Below are 20,152 nucleotides of genomic sequence, written 5' to 3' on the forward strand. Positions count from 1 at the left end.
GGGAAATCTCAAACTAACCCCAGTCGTTTCATCGACCTCAGCACGCTCATTGCATTCCAAGCGCCACCCCGGGCTGCAGGAATCTGACGGTCCGTTAGTTCCTGGGCGATATCGCGGTAGGGCAAGTCCCACATCTCCTTCAGGATGGGCTCTAGCTGGGCGTCCCGAGTCGCTGCAGCGGCTTTGTTGATGTCGGCCTGTCTTTGATTGCCGAGCCGCTTGCCGCGATGCTTGGCCTCCGCAAGGGCGAGGCGGGTCCGTTCAGCGATGACGTTGCGTTCCTTTTCCGCCACGGCCGCGTAGATGTGCAACATGAAAGGGTCCACGCCCTTGCCCAGCTCTGAAACGATGAACGGCACCCGTTTAGCCATCAGGCCGGCGATGAAGGCCACGTCGCGCGAAAGCCTATCCAGTTTGGCCACGACGACCGGACACTTGAGCTGCTTGGCTTTCCGCAAGGCTGCAGCAAGCTGAGGACGCCGGTCTAGCGCGTCTGCTCCTTTGCCGGTCTCGACCTCGGTAAATTCGCTGGCGATCTGCATGGCTTCGTTGCTGGCGAAGGTCGAGATGAGGCGCCGCTGACCGTCGAGGCCGAGCCCGGAGCGGCCCTGCTTCTCACGGGAAACGCGATAGTAAGCGACAATTGGCTGCGACATCATTCGTCTCGTAACACATTGACGAACGTCAGTATGTTACAACGATGGACTCTCCGCAAGAGTCGAGGACCAAGAATCGATCAGGAGCCTCGTCTCAATGGCGGCAAGTGATTGGTGAGGGGAGGGAGGCCGGCAACTGCCCCCTGGCAGCCCCCAAGCGAGGCACGTAAAACGCTCGTAACTCCGCGCGACAAAATTTTGCGGTCTCGGACTAGCCGCCGCATTTCGCCCGGCATCATTTGCGATCAAGTACCTGAGCGTGGGGCGTAGAGCGGAGTTTTCCTACTCGTCAGGTAATCTGATAGGAGAGCCCAAGATGTCGCTTTCTGCCACGCACGTCCTTCTAGAGATGCCGACCGGAAGACCCGATTTTGATGCGGCTTGGATCGCCAAGGCCAGCGAGGCGGAAGCTTTATGGTCGACTGCACTGGCGGACCACGAGTTCCATGATCGGGTGGAGCTACTCCATGGTGACGGCATGCCTGATCTAGCTGCCTTCGCTCGTGAGGCCCTCGATGAGCTGAAGCAACAAAATTGTGCCGCCGCATTCGAACTTTACGCAGATGGCTATGGCACGTTCAGCCGGGAGTTCGGGCTCATGGTCCGCCTCGGCTTCTTTGTCTACGATGGTGTTTGCTACCGGTTAGCCTTGCCACGATTGTTAACGTCGCACCTTGTCCGTCAGGCCGCTGTCGGTTTGTGCGCGGTCGGTGAATATTGGGGCGACGATATCGTCGTACTCACGCCCGAGCGTCAACTTCACATGCACCACAAGTCTGACGCAGAAGCGTGGCAGTCCAGACAGCGTGCGATGCGAAGGCTCACGGTGATCAACGTCTGATCACAGCCTCTAAATGCGGCGTACAGGCCTGCTCAGTGCTACTTCGGCAAGCCCGCGACAATATTTTCCGCTCTCAGACTTCCTAAGCCGCAGGCAACCTATAGACCTTACGTAGTTTTGCGGGTTCTTGCCCCGTTCGTTTTTAGAAAATCCTTCTCCCGACCGACGCTCGCTTTTGCGGGGTGGACCGCGAACGATTTGTGGCGGTGAGGAATAATCGTCTACGGTTGGCTTTAGCCAAACTCCAGCCTCGGCCTAGCTAGAGCGGCAAGCCGGAGCGCTGGCGCGACTGCACGCCGATCTTCTCACCGATGCGTCGGCTATCCGTCCGCCGAAATGCTGGATAAGCTTGCGCTCGGAGGACTGAGATGGGCAGGCCGATGCGTGACGAGACGACAAGATTTCTAAGCGGCGGAGGACGGATGGGCGAGCTTATCCGTCTTTTCGATTGGAGGACACATCCGCTCGGGCCTCCGGAGTCGTGGCCGCAATCGCTTCGTTCGGCACTGTCCATTTGCCTGTATTCGAGCTTTCCAACGGCGATCTACTGGGGGCCGGACTTCAGGCTCCTTTATAATGACGCGTGGTCTGTCATTCCGGGCGAGCGCCATCCCTGGGCTCTCGGCCGCCCCGCCAAGGAAGTCTGGTCCGACATCTGGCACGTCGTCGGCCCGCAGTTCGAGAACGTGGTGGCCACGGGTGAAGGCTTTTCCACCTATGACGAAATGCTGCCAATGGTGCGTGGCGGCAGCCAGCAGGAGACCTACTGGAACTACAGCATTAGCCCGATCCGCGGCGAAGATGGCGAGGTTGCGGGCATCTTCAATCAAGGGAACGAAACAACTCTAATCGTCCTGGCGCGGCGCAGTGCCCAGCAGGAGATTGCACGTCTGTCTCTTATGTTCGAACAGGCGCCGGGCGCGACGGCCATTCTTCGCGGGCCCCGTCATGTTTTTGAAATCGCAAACCCCGCTTATTTGCAGTTGGTGGGCCGTGACGACATCCTCGGCAAATCGGTCGATCAGGCCCTGCCCGAGGTGGCGTCGCAAGGTTTCATCGAACTACTCGACAACGTCTACCAGAGCGGAGTGCCTTACGCCGGGCGCGCCATTCCGGTTGTCCTGGATCGAAACGGGATTTCCGAGCAACGGCATCTCGACTTCGTCTTTCAGCCGATCAGCGACGGCGCGGGCGATCGGTATGGCATCTTCGTGCAGGCGACCGACGTGACGGAGACGATCCGGGCGGTGGCTGCCCTTCGCGAGAGCGAGGAACGTTACCAGGCCATCGTGAACTCCATCGACCAGATGATCTGGTCGACGCTGCCCGACGGTTATCACGATTATTACAACGACCGTTGGTACGAATACACAGGCGTGCCCAAAGGTTCGACCGACGGTGAGGCCTGGAACGGAATGTTTCACCCCGACGACCAGGAGCGGGCCTGGAAAGTATGGCGCCACAGTTTGGCTACGGGCGAGCCTTATCACATCGAGTATCGGCTGCGGCACCGCTCGGGCGAATACCGCTGGGTGATCGGACGTGCACAATGCATCCGCAACGAGGCGGGCGAGATCATCCGTTGGTACGGCACGTGCACCGACCTGCATGATTTGAAAATGGCCGAGGAGGCTCGCCAACTGCTGATGCAAGAGCTGAATCATCGGGTGAAGAACCTCTTCTCGCTCTTCAGCGCCATGGTGTCCATGACGGGCCGATCGACCAATACGACGGCTGAAATGAGCGCCGCTCTTAACCAGCGTTTGCAAGCGCTATCTCGGGCACATGACCTCGTCCGGATCGGCGGAGCGGATTCGGTGCCAGCGCATTCAGTGTTGCTCATCCATCTTGCTGAACAGATACTGGCACCGCATTTGAGTGCCTCGCAGCATGGCAAAGTGAGCTTGACCGGACCGGAAATTGTGCTCGGGGAGAAATCAGCCACCGCAATGGCACTCATCCTGCATGAGCTTGCCACGAACGCTATCAAGTATGGCGCACTGGGTCATGCAGACGGGAAGGTGATGATCGGGTGGGAATTTGCTGGAGACGTCCTGGTTCTGACTTGGAGCGAGAGCAATGTCTCTGCTGCGATCGCCAAGCCGACCTCGACCGGTTTCGGCAGCAGACTCATTAAGTCTGCAGTCGAAGGGCAGCTCGGTGGAAAGGTCGATATCGTTTGGAAGCCTTCTGGCGCACAAGTCCGTCTGCAACTAAGCCGGGCACGGCTGCGCGACTGATCTGGTCGGCTCACTTCGTTCAACGCAGCCGCGCTCTGGATTGTGAGCCATGAACGGAGTACGGATGGCTGTACACGTCGGGTTCTGAAGCGCAGTGCTGTAGTGTTTTCTTACTGAAGCCATCGGGCACCGCAAAGCGTAAGCCCGCACCCTCAGATCTCGCAGCCGGATAAATTCAGCGCCTTGCGCAAGCCGCCAAACGCCGCGAGCCTGCAGGACACGGTCTCGCTGGCGAGCTTTGAACGCTCGGCAATTGCAGTTTGCTTGATAACGGTTATCTTCTTTGGTTTGGGACGAGCGGCGCTCGCGGCCGTATTCGAACTGTGACGTTGGCGAGCGAGCGGCCTTGAAGGCTCGGGCGTAGTGGCACGGGCATCGTTTGGGGGAGCAACAGGCGCTTCGGCCAAAGCGACCTCGGTCCGTATCACGCTGGTCACCGGGGTGACGTCAAGGCGATCGCCTTTCGCCAGTGTGTCGGGCGAGGCAGATGAGCCAGCATCTGGTGCGGCAGGCGACTGGACGATCGGGACCGTGAAGCGCTGGGGAGCTCGCAGCTCCATGGCTGACAGGACTCCTACACCCAAAACGATGAGCAGCCCTAGGAAGCTCGGTCTCAGCATGATGCGCGCCTCTAACCAAGGTTAGTGCTGTTGAAAAAGTCTCCGCTCCAATGAGGCAATCTGTCGGTAGCGGACGTGCCGCGCGCGGATCATTTGGCGACAGGGTTAACGCCGGCGATGCTCCAGCAAATGTTGAGGCCGCTCGTCGACGCTGTTCCTGCGCGCAGACGGGACCTGGTTCAGGACACGAATGGGCTTCTTGGCGGGGAGGAGCAACTTCAGCGTCGCTCGTGCGACACCCGCAAGTGGCCGTACCGGCTCGGACGGATCGGCAAATCCCATCCGACGGGATAGCCGGGCATCCGTGTGTAAACACAAATCACTTTAGGTGATCGATGCGCAATTCGGAATCCACTTTCTTCGGAAAGCGCGATTCATCGACAATGTTGCGAGAGAGCGCACTTCGGTCGTGGTGAGTGAGGGCGGCGGTCACCGATCTTAACGATCGTGGGTCGGCTGCGCTCACGTTGTTTGTTTCGATGCGACCTCGCCGCGCCGGCCGCTGCGCCTAAACAACAAGGGGCCGGGTCTCTTCTGGCCGAGGGGAGGGGCAGGGGAAAATTTGCGGAAAAGCATGCATCGGAGTCAATGCTGGTTCAATCGGAGTCGATTGGCCGCGATTACGCTTCCATCGGAATCGATCTGGTCACAACGCGCCTGGTCGAGGAGGGTACCTTTTGTCGCAGAGCGTTCGGAGAACTGGACTGCCGCATTGCAGCAAATTGCGGTGCAACCTATCGACGCGGGTCCTCAACTGCATATAATCAGCTGCGGCGCGATGTGAGAGCGCCGAGCAGCTCGGAAAGGTGTTGAAGCGGCGCTGGGCGCGGCAGTAGCGGTGCGCCGGGAGCGACACGGGCCGCTCAGCCCAGGCCGAACGCCGAGCTCGCCGAGCGGCTCAAACGTCTGCTCTGGTTTCGGCGAAAGCGCGCGGAGATCGATCTCACCTGAATCTAAACTGCGCTCTGGACACAAGCATGGCATTCATGTTGGCTACTACAGGCAGAGCAGGAGCAAATCCACTTTAGGAGCGCACCGATGCCTGACGTAAGGGAAAAGCAACGCGAAGTCCGCCGGAAGATCATTCGTCAATGGGCGAAGCTTCCGAAGGCTGAACGGCAGTCTATGGAGGCGATTACTGAATTCGCCAGGACTGCCGCGCAGCAGAACGATAATGCATTCATCCACAGTCATCGCGATCCGTACGAAAAGATCATGAGCTGGCTATTGCCGCGTGCTCATCTCTGAACGACCGAGCCTTCTGCACATCAATTGCCATTGGCGAAGTATGACGAGCTTACGTGCGTTTCCGCCGCGCCTACGGATTTGCCAGCGGGGTTGAAGGAATTCGGCTCGCCCGGTCATCCGTATTCGCGATCCGGCTTGAATGGAAGAATTCCTGTCGATAGGGGGAGCACGATGTCATCCGAGAACGCGTTTGGCCTTATCTGGTTGCAGTTTTCGATCGGACTGCTTCTCGCCACGATCGGCATTTCATGCTCCGGGGCAGAGGAGGCAATGGCTCAGTCCGGCGAGGCGCTCTATCGGCAACGCTGCGCCTCATGTCATGAGGGCGGCGTGGCGCGGGCGCCCGACAGGAATGCGCTGCGGCAGCTGAGCGACCAGCGGATCGGCTTTCAGATCGCCTACGGGCTCATGAGCGCGCAGGGGCGGGATCTGAGTAAGGATCAGATCGGCGCCATCACTCGCTATTTGAAGGGCACCGCGCCGGCACCTGCGCTTGAACTGCCCGACTCCAGATGCCGCGACGATGGACCCAAACTCACCGATGCGGCGCTGCCGCGCTGGAACGGTTGGGGGGTCGACATCCGCCAGCATCGCTTTCAGCCCGCCGACAACGCGCGGCTTGCGGCCGACGATGTCCCGCGCCTCAAGCTGAAATGGGCTTTCGGTTTTCCCGGTGACGCCAGGGCCTTTGCGCAACCGACGGTCTGGGGCGGCTGGCTGTTCGTCGGTAGCGCCGGCGGCAAGGTCTATGCGCTCGACGCCAGCACTGGATGTCAGCGCTGGGTGTTCGATGCAGGCTTTGGCGTGCGCAGCGCCGTCACCATCGGCGAGGACGAGCGTGGTATCGCGGCCTATTTCGGCGACCAGCGCGGCAACGCCTATGCGCTCGACGCCGAGACCGGGAAGCTAAAGTGGACCCGTCGGGTCGAGGAGCATCAAGCGGCCATGATCACCGGTGCGCCGACGCTTGCGGACCGCATACTCTATGTGCCGGTGTCCTCGCTCGAAGAGGCGCTGGCGGCCGATCCACGCTATGGCTGCTGCAGCTTTCGCGGGCTGATCGTCGCGCTCGACGCCGCGACAGGAGAGGTGAAATGGCGCAGCTACATCTCCCCGCCCGCGCAAGCGCAGGGCATCAGTTCGATGGGTGTGCAGCTTTTCGGGCCATCAGGGGGCGCGATCTGGTCCGCGCCAACGGTCGACGTCAAGACGAATACGATCTATGCGACCACGGGCGACAGCTATTCGAATCCCGCACAGGACACGTCTGACGCTTTTGTGGCGTTCGATCTGGTGAACGGAAAGCTCAGATGGTCGCGACAGATGACTACGAGCGATGCCTACAATGTCGCGTGCACCTCGCAATATCCCGCAAACTGTCCCGACAAGAAGGGACCCGATTTCGACTTCGGCTCATCCGCGATCCTGGTCGATCTCGCGGACGGCAAGCGCGCGCTGATCGCAGGACAGAAGTCGGGCATGGTGCACGCGCTCGATCCCGATCATGGCGGCGCGATAGTGTGGCAGCGCCGGATTGGTCAGGGCTCCACGCTTGGCGGCGTGCAATGGGGCATGGCCGTCGATGACGAGAATGTCTACGTCGCAGTGTCGGACGTCGGCCTTGAACGCGTGGCACCGGGCACGCCCGGAGCGCAGAAGACGATCATGGGTGGCGAGTTGAAGATGGATCCGCGCCAGGGCGGCGGACTGTTTGCCCTCAAGCTAGCCACGGGCGAGGTCGTGTGGCACACGCCGCATCCGGGCTGTAACGACAAGCCCGGCTGCAGTCCAGCCCAGTCGGCCGCGGTCACGGCGATTCCCGGCGTAGTCTTCTCGGGCGGGCTCGATGGGCACCTGCGCGCCTACGTCGCCAAGACCGGTGAGATCATCTGGGATGTCGACACAATCCAGGACTACATGACTGTCAATGGCGCAGCCGCGCATGGCGGCTCGCTCGATGGTCCTGGCGCGGTCGTTGCCGGCGGCATGCTCTACGTCAATTCGGGCTACACCAATTACGGCACATTGCCGGGCAACGTGCTGCTCGCGTTCTCGGTAGATGGAAAGTAGTGGCGATATCGCCCGATAGGATGTTGCTGTTCTCCACACCTGCGACCGTTAGCAGCTCCATGTCGCCGGCGCGGTCGAGAAGTGATACTATTGCTATCGAAGGGTCTTAATGTCCCTGTATTGTTTGAACTCATCCTACACGACCGCGGAGTTGTCACGCTGCGCAAGCTTAACGGAAGATTCAAATGATCACAGTTCCGGAACTAGTATCGCAAGCTTTGGGGTCATTTCTGACCGCGGAAACTAAGGACCGGTTTGGAGCTTCACATGCCGGCTTAACTGAATTGCTTCCGTTTGCGGCCAAGCTCACTTTGGAATGCATCGGTAACAGCGACGCCCTGTACCACAATATCGAGCACACATTGCTCGTTACCCTTGCGGGACATGACATTTTAACCGGACGCGCCCTGCTGAGACCAACGACAGCAAACGATTATGCCAATTTCATTTTGGCGTGCCTTGCACATGACATCGGATACGTTCGCGGCGTTGTTCAAGGAGATGAAGACGATTGTTTTGTTGCAGATGTATCGGGTGGCACTATTCGTTTGCCTCGAGGATCATCTGATGCCGCCCTGGCTCCCTATCATGTGGACCGCTCTAAATTGTTCGTCCTCGAACGTCTGGACTCCGTCGAAGTCCTTGATGCGAACCGAATTGCCCAAGCGATTGAATATACCCGCTTTCCTTATACGATATCATCGAATGACAGTCTGATCGAAGAGGAGGGGCTGTTGCTGCGGGCTGCGGATCTTATCGGCCAGCTCGGCGATCCCAACTATCTAAGGAAGTCGAACGCCCTGTTTTACGAATTTGAAGAGATTGGGCTCAACAAGGCACTGGGCTACGCTACGCCGGCAGATATTGTTTACAAGTATCCGCAGTTCTACTGGAAGAACGTAGCTCCCCAAATTCATACGGCGATACGATATCTCAATGTCACAGCTCGCGGTCGTCAATGGATAGCAAGTCTCTATGGAAACGTGTTCCGGGCCGAGCGTGAGATGAATTTATCAGGACCGCAGCCGTGAACCGGGACATTGGCGGAACTGCACGCCCACCTTCTCACCGACACGTCGGCTATAGGGGCAGGCGGCCTTGATCCTCCGACCAATCAATAATGTCAAAGAACATACCTCGCTTGAGCATCTCAGCTTCGAGGTTTCCCGCGTGTTGCTTCCAGTCAGGCGTCTCGCGAACACGGAAGCGAGGAGGCTCTCCAGCGGCCTTCTGCGCATCATCAGACGCGAGCGTGCCGCGAACGCTCTCGTACATCATGGTCAAACTGTCGTTTGTGAAAGCGCGGTAATCCATGCAGCCAAAAAAGGCCGTCACCGGGTTGAGATCGGCGACGGCTCCCAATGTGTGAGTTCTAGGTTATTGCGCTGGTCGAAGATGATCATGTCGCGCAGTGGTTAACGGGCCGTTCACTGTGCTCCTGTCGTTGGGATCAAGCCGCTGATTGCCCCGACCGTGACCTGAGGTGGGCGCAGTTTTGGCTTCAAGATTGATGGCCCTGTAAGGCCCTTTTTACTCGGCCAAGACCCAAATCGGCCATTGACCAAAGGCCAAGCCGTCCTGATTATTCGAATGGTTGACTGGCTACGCTGGCGTAAAACAATGCTGACGCAAATTTACGAAGTTGCGACGCCTACGGAAGCCGAGGCAATATCGGCGATCGGCGTGGATCATGTCGGCGTGCTCGTAGGGGACGGTGCCTTCCCTCGCGAGCTTCCAGTTCAGAAGGCGTCAGCCGTTATGAAGATGATCCGGGCGCCATCCGTACTTTCCGCGCTTTTTCTCTCTGCGGATGTCGCCCTTATCGAAAGGATGGCACGAGAGCTTGATCCGCCCATTATCCATCTCGGCGCATCAACCGAATTGCTCACGCCTGATCTCGTCGTGGCGCTGCGAAAGTCTCTGCCAAAGGCCAAATTCATGCGTAGCGTCCCTGTCACGGGACCTGAAGCGATAAGTATGGCGCTAGCATACGATCAAATTGTCGACTGGATCCTCCTTGACAGTCATCGCATGGGTGATCTGCAAATCGGTGCTCAGGGCGTGACGCACGACTGGAGCATCAGTCGGATGATAGTGGAGAGTGTTCGTACCCCCGTAATTCTTGCTGGGGGCCTCGGACCAGACAATGTCAAAAAAGCTATTAGGTCGGTGAGGCCTGCTGGCGTCGATTCAAAAACAAGAACCGACCAAGAGGGTACGCACTCAAAAGACCTAGAGAAGGTGGAAGCCTTCTATCGCGCTGCGACAAGCGATTAGATTGCACTTCTCTTTTGTCCTAGCGCCCAACCTCCAAACTCCCCTTGGCGTCAGCTCTTTGGGGTAGACCGGACTTGACCGCGGTCGTCACCGACCGACGCGATTGCCCCACAACAGACATCACGCCGCTGAGGGTATACTGTCTTCTATGACCATCGAAGTCGTCCTGCTCGTCGCAAGCGTAGTCCTCGGCATCATACACATCATCATCGTGTCGCACTTGCAGAGCGGGCAACGCGGCTATCGATGGACAGCCAGCTCAAGGGAACACAGCGTTGCGCCGCTCACCGGCGTTGCCGGAAGAGCGGAAAGAGCGCTTCGAAACTATCTTGAGACCTTTCCATTCTTCGCCGCTGCAATTCTTGTCGTCACCGCGACGAACACACACAACTGGCTCACGGTGTGGGGAGCCCACTCCTACTTCTGGGGTCGCATCGCCTACGCAATCCTGTATATGGTGGACTTGCCATTAGCTCGTTCGCTCGTGTGGAACATCCCGACTATCGGCATCCTGATGAATGTTGCCGGTCTATTCCTGAAGTGACGGCTGAAATGGTAAGGTGGCGGATGCCGGCCTCCGCTTACCTCAAGGCAGCTTTGTTCGTAGTGACCGCGGCCTCCGCATTGTTCGCGGCAGCCGGCACGATCGCCATCCCGGACTTTTGGGCGTATCTCGCAATTCTGGCCGCCGTCATGATCGTTTCGTTCGCGGTCGATCCGGACCTCCTGCACGAACGCATGCGGCCGGGCGGCAAGAAGCCGCCGGTCGCGTTGAGGTTCTTCTCGCTGGTTCTGTTCACGCATTGGATCGTTGCCGGGCTCGACCGTGGCCGTTTCCATTGGAGCGACAACGTGCCCGGCTGGCTGCAAGGCGTTTGCCTGTTCACGTTCGCAGCTGGCTACGCGTTGGCACTATGGGCTATGCGCGTTAACCGGTTTTTCTCCTCGGTCATTCGCATCCAGACCGACCGCGGTCAGCGCGTCGTCACCACGGGGCCCTACGCCTTCGTCCGCCATCCCGGATACACCGGCGGGATTCTGATCATAGCGGCAAGCGGACCCGCACTTGGATCCTGGCTCGCGGCTGCGGTCGTTGTGATCTTCAGCCTGCCGTTTCTGCTCTATCGCACCGTCACAGAGGATCGAATTCTTCAGATAGAGCTTGCGGGCTATTCGGATTACGCCGCGCGGGTCCGATGGCGGCTCATCCCGGGCATTTGGTGAGCGCCGCGAAAGCATGCTGCTCGGGACGTTGTCATCACGGAGAGGAAGCAAGCGAGCCATGTCTGACGGTGGCCCGAATGCGAAGTGGCGGCACGGCCTGCCGGCGTCTGCTCAGCGGAGCATACCGGACTAGATTTGCTGAGCCCGAGTTCCTCTCGGTCTGAACCATATCGGAGGTCAGCATCTGCGCCATAACGCGTTCTGGTGTGACCAATCCGACCTGCCTTCGTAACCAAATACCGGCATTCATTCACCGGATAGGATGCCTCGCGGATCGCAATCTCGGTGCGAGGCGACATAGTCGACTTCGCCGCGCGTAATACCGATATCCATAAGCTCCCTGTCACTTAAGTCGCACAAATTGGCCAGTAAACTCCGGCGTTTGCGCCACTCCTGAAATGCATTCCAGTATGCTTCGAGAGGACTGTAGACCTGCCGCCTTGCTGTGGCCGGTCCCAGCTCGGTAGTCCCGTGGATCGTGCTCATTGAGGTTGTCCTGTCTGGACTGTTCACTAGGCGGAAGTTGCTCCAAGGGGTGCCGGCGCGCTTAACTGGTGGCTTACATTTCTCTTACCGGCGGCTTATTCTTCATGCGCTAGTACAGAGGCGGTCCCGAGAAGGAATGGCAGCTTGCGCTATCTTTTCGAGGAATACGCATTCGACACCGACCGGCGCGAGCTATATCGCGGGGCGGGTGTTGTCTCCATCGCACCACAGGTGTTCGATCTGCTCGAATACCTGATCCGAAACAGGGAGCGCGTTGTCAGCAAGGACGACCTTATCAACGCCGTTTGGAAAGGTCGTATTGTGTCCGATGCTGCACTTACGACCCGCCTGAATGCTGTCCGCGCGGCCATTGGCGATACCGGGGAGGACCAGCGCCTGATCAAGACGCTTCCGCGCAAAGGTTTCCGCTTCGTCGGACCAGTGCAGGAACTCCAAGTGCCCCCAGGCGAAGCAGCCGCGGATGAGCTGGTAGAGCCGTCGCAATTCCCCCCGGTGCTCCCCGACAAACCCTCGATCGCCGTGCTCCCGTTCGTCAACCTGAGCTCCGATCCGGAACAGGATTATTTCGCAGATGGCGTCGTGGAGGATATCACGATGGCGCTGTCACGCTTTCCCTGGCTGTTTGTAATCGCACGCAATTCGAGCTTCACGTACAAAAGCCGGGCCGTGGACGTGAAGCAAATCGGCCGAGAGCTTGGGGTGCGCTACGTACTCGAAGGTAGCGTGCGCAAAGCCGGAAACCGTATTCGTCTAGCGGGTCAGCTCATCGACGCCGAAACTGGAACACATCTCTGGGCGGAACGCTTTGAGGGACCGATCGAGGACATGTTCGATCTGCAAGACGACGTAACGTCGGGGGTCGTGGGTGCAATCGCCCCGAAGCTGCAGCATGAGGAGATCAAGCGAGCTAGGCGTAAGCCAACTGAAAGTCTAGATGCGTACGACTATTATTTGCGTGGGCTCGCGAAAGCTCGTTGGTCCAAAAACGCGAACAGTGAAGCGCTCCAGCTCTTTTACAAGGCGATCGATCTGGACCCTCATCTGGCATGTGCCTACGGCATGGCGGCTTGGTGCTATACCCGACGCAAGGCGCTTGGTTGGATGAACAACCAGGCGCGAGAAAGCGCGGAAAGCATACGGCTGGCGCGAATAGCTGTGCATCTTGGAGCAGATGATCCAATAGCGCTATGTATGGGGGGATATGCACTTGCCTTTGTAGCCCATGAGTTCGACGACGCCGCGGCTTTTATGGATCGGGCACTTGTTGTCAATCCCAACTTAGCGCGAGCTTGGATGCTCAGTGGCTGGCTCAGAGTTTGGAGAGGCGAGCCGGACCGCGCACTTGAGCACTGTGCGCGTGCGATGCGCCTAAGCCCGCTCGATCCATCCATGTACTACACCACGCACGGAGCCATGGCGTATGCGCATTTTCTGGCGAGCCGCTATGATATTGCATCGTCATGCGCCGAAACCGCGATGCGCGACAATCCAACTTTCCTGCTGTCGATCTGCATTTCCGCTGCCAGCAATGCGCTCGCCGGGCGGTTTGAGCAAGCGCAAAAAACCGTGTTACGAGCACTCGAATGCAATCCCGATTTGCACGCCTCCAATCTAAGGGATTTAGCACCATTTCGGCGAGCGGAGGACTTCGCGATCTTCGCCAAGGCTCTCCGCGATGCAGGACTGCCAGACTGACGCGCCATCGCGGTCTCGCGGTAGCGCGATTTGTAATCGGTAACACGCGACTAGGTCAGCTGTTGGTCCATCGGCGAAGTTGCACCTCCGCGATCGATAGTCCGCTCGTTGCGCCAGAGCGGACCAGATTTACTCGACCTGAGTTCTTCGCGTTTTGATCCGAAGCTGACCTCGAGTCAGTCAAGACTCCGTCGCTCCGCCAAGGCCGCCAGCCTCGAAATGCTATCCGATGTCATGAAGGTCTCGGCCGCTTAGCGGACGTAAGCTATTGAACTTTCGGTGCTGGAGTGGTCGGACGCAGAGTCAATTGCCAAGAACATGAGGGTGTGCGAGGCTTGAAACTGTCCGTCGCCATCCGAGCGACGGGTTGATTTTTTCGCGCAAGCAATTGGGAGGACGAAATGCCGTTGTTCATCACGTATGCTTCGTATTCTCACACTGCGATCAAAGGGATGGTCAGCGAACCAACGGACCGCACCGCAGCTATTAACGGGCTCGTTGAGAAGGCCGGTGGAAAGCTAATTGCGGCATACATGACGACAGGCTCGAACGACATCGTGATCATCACCGAGGTTGCAGACGGCTCGGATGCAGTCGCTGCAGGAATGGCTGCCGCCGCCACTGGCGCATTCACGAAGCTTGAAACGGTGCGCGCTTGGACCCTGCCCGAATTTAAGGGTATTCAGGAAAAAGCAACCCGTATCGGTGCTGGGTTCAAGCCTCCTGGGACATGATACCCGCTGAAGCCCGCTTGTCAGAGATGATGGGCTGGCGTGATCAGGCTTCCGGACTGCCGCCTGCAAATTGAAATTGGAATACTTGAAGCCATAGGCCCCGCCTCCGGACGCATTTCCAAGTCGGCCGGGGAATGTTCATGCACGTCATTTCCCTCCGTTCTTCCCATTAACTCGAAGGCGGGTTTTTTTTGTAAATAAGCCGCGTTATGTATTAGCAATTGGTCAGGCCTTCCCACTTTTCCCGCTTTGATGGCTGCGCTCAATTGCTGCTGTTTGAGGAATGGGGGAGTAAATGGTCAGCCGCAACCGAATTTTTATGGCCGCCTATATTGCGTTAGCGATCCTGAACACGGCGCTTGCCGCCATGGCAATCTTTTCGCTTTAAGCGCTCGGCAATTTCTCGATAGGCAAGAGGTCGCCTCAGTTGGCGGCCTCCTTTTTTTTGCCCACGTTGACTTCTGCTTCTGACCCCGAAACAGACATTACGAAGCAGCGTCACCGGTAATTCATATTGTGCTAAGGTCTACCTTCAAGGCCGGCCGGTCAGAATTAGCTCTCGCCCATAAGGATGGAGGCTTTCATGAACAGCAACGAGGTCTTTTCAATAGACACAAACAAGCAATCTTGGGAACGGCGCGAGCTGCCCCAGATAGGCGCGAGCTTCCTAGCCAAACTGTTGGTTGAGGATCACGAGACGGGCATGAGAGTGGCGAAGGTCTGCTACAAGGCAGGATTCACCAACACATCCCATTGGCACAACTGCGCACACGGGATGTACGTGCTGGATGGCGTTCTCGTCACATCAGCAGGTAGCTTTGGGCCAGGAAATTTCGTTTGGTTTCCGGAGGGCACCACGATGTTCCACGGAGCTCAGAGCGACAACGACGTAACCTTTCTGTTCATCACCAATAAGCTTTTTGACATTCACTTCACCCATATCGAGGGGGAGAGGCGTTAGACGCGCCATCGCGTCCGCTTCTGGCCAATCTGCGAGGTTGCACCAAATCTGACGGTGGTCCGCTAATGACGGCAGAGCGGACTAGATTTGCTTCACCGGATTTCGTCACGTTTTGACCCGGAGCGGACAGTTGATGCGCGAGGCTCACAGCTTTCGTTGTCGCGCGTTCCAGTGCCTTTCAAGATTAACGATCAGCTGATCGCTGAGATGCAGGAAGGCCTGTTCGAAGGCGTATGTCGTAAGATACTTGCGCAATGCTTCGAGCGGTTCGGTTTGCTGCCGGATAGCCTTCCGATTTGCGCCTGGGCTCACCATTCCCGACCCCACTGCGCGCTCGATGCACCGTGAGACAGCCAAGTCCATCTCGTCGGGCGGCACCACTTCGTTGGCAATCAGCCGGCCCTCCGGGGTGTCAGCGTAGAACATCCGATCAAATAGAATTGCTTCGCGCGCCAGTCGCTCACCGACAAAGCGCGGTAAGCGCATGTTCGCGGCACCGGGCAAGAATCCTTCCTTGCGCGCAGGTAAATTGAAGTAGGACCCCGCTTCGGCAATGACATAGTCGACCACCAGCAGAAGCTGGCAGCCGCCGCCGATGGCGAACTTATCGACCGCTGCGATCCACAATTTCTCCCACGTCCGTTCCGGCTCCTCAATCGGTATATCAAGGTTATCCGGTTCATCCTCGACCAGCACACCGCGGTAAAGTTTATTATGCAATCCCATGCTTCTGAAAAGGAAAGACAGATAGCTCTGCTTTCCCTGGTAGATGCGCGTCAGGTTGATCCCCGATGAAAACACGCGCTGGCCTTGGTATTTCGGATGATTGACCGCGCTCCCCCGCAGCACGCCGATCTTGACTTCGGGATGTAGCAACGTCAGGTCGGTCGCGATCTCCAGGGGACCAACCACCGTATCGTCCTCGGAGTTGAAGTATCTTTCGTTGTGAATGGCCACATACCCAGCATCGCCTCGCACCTCGACACGAGCGGTGCCCAAATCGACGTAGCCGGTGGCAATAAACTCGGGCAGAAGCGCAAGCGACTCAGCTCGGGGGCGCAACATCGAACGTATCAAGTGATGCCCCGTTTGCGCATCGGCCATAACTTGGCTGACGAACAGGCCTTGCTGAATCTCGAGACCATCCTTGTCGGCCTGCATGCGCTCACTCTCGGTAGCCAGCTCAGCCTGAGAAGGCAGAATGTCGGGCCAGCGTGCTGCCGCCGCCCAAAGAAGCGCATCTACGCGAAGGGATTGCGTGCCTTCGCGCGTGAGTTCACGATACATCGGCACGGCATGACGACGGAAAAAACGCCACGCCGAGTCGGCCGTGAGATGAACGACGGCCTCCCCAGCCTTTTTCTGCGTCTGCGTCCGCTGCGAGCGTAGCGGTAGTCTCGAGAGCAGCGCACGCCCGCTATTAATCGCAGCCCGCAAATCCGTGGCGGCAAGCGTTGCAATGGCGCGGTCGCGCGCGACCAAAAATGCTTCGCAGTCGGCGCTCGCTAGTGCGGCGGAAAGCACCGGGTACTGCTGTTCGCGAGGAAACGAAAGCATGGGACACCCTCAGGTGACGCATAACCGTAGCGCGAAACGATCTCCTCCAGCAATGTGGCGTTGTCGCTGAAGTGCCAAATTTTCTGGACGAGTGGCTATCTGAATCCGCCCAGCGCAGGGCGCTGAACACTTCCGCTTCTCGGATCACCCCTATGCAAACATTCGGTTAGGTAGGAGTTCGCGGATACGTGACAGTCGAAGTCGGGCAGCACGAGCGGTATTGATCCACGTTCAATAATACTCGGCGGTTGTTTTTAGTGATCACAGGCGCGTGGCCGGCAGCGTGTCAACGCTCAAACCGGACGGGGCTGGGCGTCGTCCTGCGATTATAAAGACGTTCCTAGCCTGCGCCGGATTCCTTTCGGCCCCGAGAAGGCCACCGCCGCTTGTGACCCAGAGCAGTAGCCGGCCTCCACATAGATCAATTATCAAACCAACACCTAATCGGCTCGTCTCCTACAATTAGCTCGGACAGAGCAGATGGAAAGGAGCGTTGAAATGCAAGCTCTCTTTGGCACTTCCGTTCAAGCAAGTACGCAAATGATATTGCTAAGATGATCGATGCAACCCCGGCAAAGTAAGGCCACCGTTCGCTGCTCATGGAGCACTCCCTAGCAGGAGGATTGGCAATCATTCCCTGAGCCTTGGTTCTAGTAACTTAAACACTTTCATATTTCCCCCCGGCCGGCCTCATCAGATGTGAATTGGTTCACGTCCCTCCATTTTTTTCTTTTTGCTCAACTTGAGCGGTCGCTTCTACCACGGCCGCAATTGGCCCCTAGCGTCAAACGTCCAAATTCGCGTTGGCCTCAGCTCTCTGTGGAAGACCGGACGCGACCACGGACAGAGCCCATCGGCCCGATTGACCGATATCGGATGTCAGCATCTGCGCAATTGCGCCTACTGGTTGTGACCAATCATTCGACCTTCCATCGCTATCGGATATCGGCATTCATTCACCGGATAGGATGCCTCGCGGATCGCTACCCCGATGCGAGGCGACGTAGTCGATTTCGCCCCGCGTAATACCGATATCCATAAGCTCCCTGTCACTTAAGTCGCACAAATTGGCCAGTAATCTCCGGCGTTTGCGCCACTCCTGAAATGCATTCCAGTATGCTTCGAGAGGACTGTAGACCTGCCGCCTTGCCGTTGCCGGTCCCAGCTCAGTGGTCCCGTGGATCGTGCTCATTGACGGTGTCCTGCCTGGACTGTTCACTAGGCGGAAGTTGCTGCAAGAGGTGCCCGCGCGCTTAACTGGTGGCTTACATTTCTCTTACCGGCGGCTTATTCTTCGTGCGCCTAATACAGAGGCGGCCCCGAGAAGGAATGGCAGCTTGCGCTATCTTTTCGAGGAATACGCATTCGACACCGAACGGCGCGAGCTGCATCGGGGCACTGCTGCGGTGTCGATCACACCGCAGGTTTTTGACCTGCTCGATTACCTGATCCGCAACAGGGAGCAGGTTGTCAGCAAAGACGACCTCATCAACGCCATCTGGAATGGACGCAGCGTGTCGGATGCGGCATTGACGACGCGTCTGAACGCTGCCCGGCGCGCTCTTGGTGACACCGGAGAACAACAGCGTCTCATTAGGACACTGCCGAGAAAGGGCTTTCGTTTCATCGGTACTGTTCGCGAAGCGAATGGGGATTTGGGCACTAGAGGGATCCTAGACGGCCCGGTGGAAGAGCCAGGAGTCGGACTTCCGCTTCCCGACCGGCCTTCAATCGCCGTTCTACCCTTTGTCAACCTTAGCTCAGAACCGGATCAAGAGTATTTCGCTGACGGGATGGTCGAGGAAATCATCACTGCACTCTCCCGTTTCAAGACATTGTTCGTCATCGCGCGTAATTCAAGTTTCACTTACAGGGAGCGTGCGACCAACCTGAAGCAGGTGGGACGCGAGTTGGGAGTGCGGTATATACTGGAGGGCAGCGTCCGCAAGTCAGTGAACCGGCTACGCATCGCCGGCCAGCTGATCGATACAGCCACGGGTGTGCATATTTGGGCGGATCGCTTCGATGCGACGTTGCAGGACGTCTTCGATCTCCAGGACAAGTTATCCACGATGATCGTCGGTGCTATCTCGCCAAAGGTTGAGCAGGCTGAGATCGAGCGCGCGCGGCGCAAACCGACCGAGAACCTTCGTGCGTACGACTACTATTTGCGCGGACTGGCGAGCTTCCATCGCGGGAGCAAAAAATCGCTTCGCCAAGCCCTAACGTTGTTCAAAAGGGCAATCCAGCTCGACCCCAGTTTTGCCTTAGCCAGTGCAATGGCCGCATGGTGCTATGTCGTTCCTCACCCTGCGCTAGCGGATAGTGAGGACGCCCGGGAAGCCGAGCGGCTGGCGCGGCTTGCGGCACGATTGGGCGCCGATGATGCGACAGCGCTGTGCGTCGCAGGGTTTGTGCTTGCCGAAATAGCCGGCGAGGTTGAGATGGGAGCCGACTTGGCGAGTAGGGCTCTCGTGCTCAATCCCAACCTAGTGACCGCTTGGTTCCTCGGCGGTTGGGTGCAGGTAATAAATGGCCAATCCGATGCGGCGATCGAACGGTTCGCGCAAGCCGAGCGCCTCAGTCCATTCGACCCATTTCTTTTTGGTGTGCGCGCCGGGATTGCCCAAGCTCACTTTAATGCCGGCCGCGACGAACAGGCGCTGTTTGCTGCCGAACTTTGCTTGCGCGATAAGCCAAACTATCCCCCGGCACTTCTCGTTGTCGCGGCAAGTAGCGCGCTCATCGGAGCCGGGGATCGAGCGAGAGCGGCAACCGCACGCATTCGTGCGATCAGCCCGAAGATATGCATTACCGAAATGGAGAGATGGCTGTCTCGCCGTCCTTCGGAGTACATCGCAAGAATGATGCACGGCCTTAGAGAAGCCGGACTACCGCAGTGAGATGTGGATGGTCGATATCGCCTTGTTGGCCCCGAGCTTGGACTCGATACTGCGCTCATTCGTGCAGCTCTGAAGACGCTCTTTCACCAAGGGATCCGCTTGTTGAAGCGGTCAACGTAGCGCAGCCCGGGTTGCCCGTTACGCGATTGGCCCACGTCAACTCCGTGCGGCAACTTGCCCATGGAAGGAACCTAGTCTGGGCTGAGCAGCGGGAGGAGGAAGCCCGATGAAATACGGTTCGTACTTGGCGAAGTTTGCCCTTTGCTCAATCTGTTTTGCCCTTCCGTCGTTTCCGCAAGAACTGAGAGCAAACGACGATCTGAAACAGAAACTAGTCGGTGTTTGGAAGCTAGAGAGCTTTGTCACTGAAAGCGTAGAGACGAAAGAGAGACGATACACACAAGGCGAAAAGCCAAATGGCTATCTGATCATAACCCCGGAACGATTAATGACGGTGATCACGGGGCAAGGGCGAAAGGCGGCACAGACTGACGAAGAACGTGTCGCTCTATTCCGAACCCTGTTTGCCTACACCGGCACCTACAAAGTTGAAGGCGACCGATTGACCACAAAGGTCGAGGTCTCGTGGAACGAGAGTTGGGTTGGTACCGATCAGACG

At 57.9% G+C, this 20,152-nt stretch carries 19 protein-coding genes; 13 read left to right on the forward strand and 6 right to left on the reverse strand.

Annotated elements, in window-relative coordinates:
• Window positions 1–8: 8 nt before the first annotated feature.
• Window positions 9–659 (reverse strand): recombinase family protein, encoded by a 651-nt coding sequence (locus XF30_RS18135; RefSeq protein WP_109143454.1) that lies wholly within the window; start codon window positions 657–659, stop codon window positions 9–11.
• A 313-nt stretch (window positions 660–972) separates the two neighbouring features.
• Between XF30_RS18135 and XF30_RS18140 the strand changes: the two genes are divergently transcribed.
• Both XF30_RS18140 and XF30_RS18145 read left to right on the forward strand, forming a co-directional pair.
• Window positions 973–1,497, forward strand: a complete 525-nt coding sequence (locus tag XF30_RS18140) for a hypothetical protein (RefSeq protein ID WP_109143455.1) — start codon at window positions 973–975, stop codon at window positions 1,495–1,497.
• 422 nt (window positions 1,498–1,919) lie between these two features.
• Window positions 1,920–3,737, forward strand: a complete 1,818-nt coding sequence (locus XF30_RS18145; RefSeq protein ID WP_192893182.1) for a PAS domain-containing HWE histidine kinase family protein — start codon at window positions 1,920–1,922, stop codon at window positions 3,735–3,737.
• A 152-nt stretch (window positions 3,738–3,889) separates the two neighbouring features.
• Here XF30_RS18145 and XF30_RS18150 read toward each other — a convergent pair whose 3' ends face one another.
• Window positions 3,890–4,357, reverse strand: coding sequence for a hypothetical protein (locus XF30_RS18150; protein ID WP_109143456.1), 468 nt, complete (start codon window positions 4,355–4,357; stop codon window positions 3,890–3,892).
• A 1,038-nt stretch (window positions 4,358–5,395) separates the two neighbouring features.
• Between XF30_RS18150 and XF30_RS18155 the strand changes: the two genes are divergently transcribed.
• The 3 genes from XF30_RS18155 (at window position 5,396) to XF30_RS18165 (ending at window position 8,706) form a co-directional block, all read left to right on the forward strand.
• Complete coding sequence (locus XF30_RS18155; protein WP_109143457.1) at window positions 5,396–5,605, forward strand: hypothetical protein; 210 nt, start codon at window positions 5,396–5,398, stop codon at window positions 5,603–5,605.
• Between the two features lie 270 nt (window positions 5,606–5,875).
• Window positions 5,876–7,675, forward strand: a complete 1,800-nt coding sequence (locus tag XF30_RS18160; RefSeq protein WP_244608973.1) for an outer membrane protein assembly factor BamB family protein — start codon at window positions 5,876–5,878, stop codon at window positions 7,673–7,675.
• A 185-nt stretch (window positions 7,676–7,860) separates the two neighbouring features.
• Complete coding sequence (locus tag XF30_RS18165) at window positions 7,861–8,706, forward strand: metal-dependent phosphohydrolase (RefSeq protein ID WP_109143458.1); 846 nt, start codon at window positions 7,861–7,863, stop codon at window positions 8,704–8,706.
• A 49-nt stretch (window positions 8,707–8,755) separates the two neighbouring features.
• Here the strand turns inward: XF30_RS18165 and XF30_RS18170 are convergent, their stop codons facing one another.
• The gene (locus tag XF30_RS18170; protein WP_244608974.1) at window positions 8,756–9,037 is read right to left on the reverse strand and encodes a hypothetical protein; all 282 of its coding nucleotides are present in this window, start codon (window positions 9,035–9,037) and stop codon (window positions 8,756–8,758) included.
• A gap of 195 nt (window positions 9,038–9,232) precedes the next feature.
• Here XF30_RS18170 and XF30_RS18175 point away from each other — a divergent pair, with 195 nt between their 5' ends.
• The 3 genes from XF30_RS18175 (at window position 9,233) to XF30_RS18185 (ending at window position 11,176) form a co-directional block, all read left to right on the forward strand.
• Window positions 9,233–9,952 carry a phosphoribosylanthranilate isomerase gene (locus tag XF30_RS18175; protein ID WP_244608975.1) on the forward strand — a complete coding sequence of 240 codons (720 nt, stop codon included), beginning with the start codon at window positions 9,233–9,235 and terminating at the stop codon, window positions 9,950–9,952.
• A gap of 148 nt (window positions 9,953–10,100) precedes the next feature.
• Window positions 10,101–10,496, forward strand: a complete 396-nt coding sequence (locus XF30_RS18180; protein WP_109143461.1) for an MAPEG family protein — start codon at window positions 10,101–10,103, stop codon at window positions 10,494–10,496.
• A complete protein-coding gene (locus XF30_RS18185) occupies window positions 10,439–11,176 on the forward strand; it encodes a methyltransferase family protein (RefSeq protein WP_146207722.1) in 738 nt (245 codons plus the stop codon). The genes XF30_RS18180 and XF30_RS18185 overlap by 58 nt, the downstream gene beginning before the upstream one ends.
• A 246-nt stretch (window positions 11,177–11,422) precedes the next feature.
• Here the strand turns inward: XF30_RS18185 and XF30_RS18190 are convergent, their stop codons facing one another.
• Window positions 11,423–11,662, reverse strand: coding sequence for a DUF1127 domain-containing protein (locus XF30_RS18190; RefSeq protein ID WP_109143463.1), 240 nt, complete (start codon window positions 11,660–11,662; stop codon window positions 11,423–11,425).
• A 144-nt stretch (window positions 11,663–11,806) separates the two neighbouring features.
• Here XF30_RS18190 and XF30_RS18195 point away from each other — a divergent pair, with 144 nt between their 5' ends.
• From XF30_RS18195 to XF30_RS18205, 3 genes are all read left to right on the forward strand, one after another.
• Window positions 11,807–13,378, forward strand: a complete 1,572-nt coding sequence (locus tag XF30_RS18195; RefSeq protein ID WP_109143464.1) for a winged helix-turn-helix domain-containing protein — start codon at window positions 11,807–11,809, stop codon at window positions 13,376–13,378.
• Window positions 13,379–13,779: 401 nt separating this feature from the next.
• Window positions 13,780–14,112: a GYD domain-containing protein gene (locus XF30_RS18200; RefSeq protein ID WP_109143465.1), complete on the forward strand. Its 333-nt coding sequence runs from the start codon at window positions 13,780–13,782 to the stop codon at window positions 14,110–14,112.
• A gap of 583 nt (window positions 14,113–14,695) precedes the next feature.
• Window positions 14,696–15,073 carry a cupin domain-containing protein gene (locus XF30_RS18205; protein WP_109145767.1) on the forward strand — a complete coding sequence of 126 codons (378 nt, stop codon included), beginning with the start codon at window positions 14,696–14,698 and terminating at the stop codon, window positions 15,071–15,073.
• 144 nt (window positions 15,074–15,217) lie between these two features.
• Here XF30_RS18205 and XF30_RS18210 read toward each other — a convergent pair whose 3' ends face one another.
• Both XF30_RS18210 and XF30_RS39835 read right to left on the reverse strand, forming a co-directional pair.
• Window positions 15,218–16,630 carry an enoyl-CoA hydratase/isomerase family protein gene (locus tag XF30_RS18210; RefSeq protein ID WP_109143466.1) on the reverse strand — a complete coding sequence of 471 codons (1,413 nt, stop codon included), beginning with the start codon at window positions 16,628–16,630 and terminating at the stop codon, window positions 15,218–15,220.
• 952 nt (window positions 16,631–17,582) lie between these two features.
• Complete coding sequence (locus XF30_RS39835; protein WP_109143467.1) at window positions 17,583–17,822, reverse strand: DUF1127 domain-containing protein; 240 nt, start codon at window positions 17,820–17,822, stop codon at window positions 17,583–17,585.
• A gap of 145 nt (window positions 17,823–17,967) precedes the next feature.
• On the opposite strand from XF30_RS39835, the gene XF30_RS18220 reads away from it, so the two are divergent.
• A complete protein-coding gene (locus tag XF30_RS18220; RefSeq protein ID WP_109143468.1) occupies window positions 17,968–19,533 on the forward strand; it encodes a winged helix-turn-helix domain-containing protein in 1,566 nt (521 codons plus the stop codon).
• 226 nt (window positions 19,534–19,759) lie between these two features.
• On the forward strand, window positions 19,760–20,152 hold a 393-nt coding region (locus XF30_RS18225), incomplete at its 3' end, for a lipocalin-like domain-containing protein (protein WP_109143469.1).

The sequence above is a fragment of the Bradyrhizobium sp. SUTN9-2 genome (genome assembly GCF_003122645.1).
Classification (GTDB): domain Bacteria; phylum Pseudomonadota; class Alphaproteobacteria; order Rhizobiales; family Xanthobacteraceae; genus Bradyrhizobium; species Bradyrhizobium yuanmingense.

Excerpts from the sequence above, each read along its gene's own strand:
- XF30_RS18140 (WP_109143455.1), top strand. The coding sequence starts at position 973 with ATGTCGCTTTCTGCCACGCACGTCCTTCTAGAGATGCCGACCGGAAGA.
- XF30_RS18160 (WP_244608973.1), top strand. The coding sequence starts at position 5,876 with ATGGCTCAGTCCGGCGAGGCGCTCTATCGGCAACGCTGCGCCTCATGT.
- XF30_RS18150 (WP_109143456.1), bottom strand. The coding sequence starts at position 4,357 with ATGCTGAGACCGAGCTTCCTAGGGCTGCTCATCGTTTTGGGTGTAGGA.
- XF30_RS18145 (WP_192893182.1), top strand. The coding sequence starts at position 1,920 with ATGGGCGAGCTTATCCGTCTTTTCGATTGGAGGACACATCCGCTCGGG.
- XF30_RS18205 (WP_109145767.1), top strand. The coding sequence starts at position 14,696 with ATGAACAGCAACGAGGTCTTTTCAATAGACACAAACAAGCAATCTTGG.
- XF30_RS18200 (WP_109143465.1), top strand. The coding sequence starts at position 13,780 with ATGCCGTTGTTCATCACGTATGCTTCGTATTCTCACACTGCGATCAAA.
- XF30_RS39835 (WP_109143467.1), bottom strand. The coding sequence starts at position 17,822 with ATGAGCACGATCCACGGGACCACTGAGCTGGGACCGGCAACGGCAAGG.
- XF30_RS18190 (WP_109143463.1), bottom strand. The coding sequence starts at position 11,662 with ATGAGCACGATCCACGGGACTACCGAGCTGGGACCGGCCACAGCAAGG.
- XF30_RS18165 (WP_109143458.1), top strand. The coding sequence starts at position 7,861 with ATGATCACAGTTCCGGAACTAGTATCGCAAGCTTTGGGGTCATTTCTG.
- XF30_RS18155 (WP_109143457.1), top strand. The coding sequence starts at position 5,396 with ATGCCTGACGTAAGGGAAAAGCAACGCGAAGTCCGCCGGAAGATCATT.
- XF30_RS18135 (WP_109143454.1), bottom strand. The coding sequence starts at position 659 with ATGATGTCGCAGCCAATTGTCGCTTACTATCGCGTTTCCCGTGAGAAG.
- XF30_RS18210 (WP_109143466.1), bottom strand. The coding sequence starts at position 16,630 with ATGCTTTCGTTTCCTCGCGAACAGCAGTACCCGGTGCTTTCCGCCGCA.
- XF30_RS18180 (WP_109143461.1), top strand. The coding sequence starts at position 10,101 with ATGACCATCGAAGTCGTCCTGCTCGTCGCAAGCGTAGTCCTCGGCATC.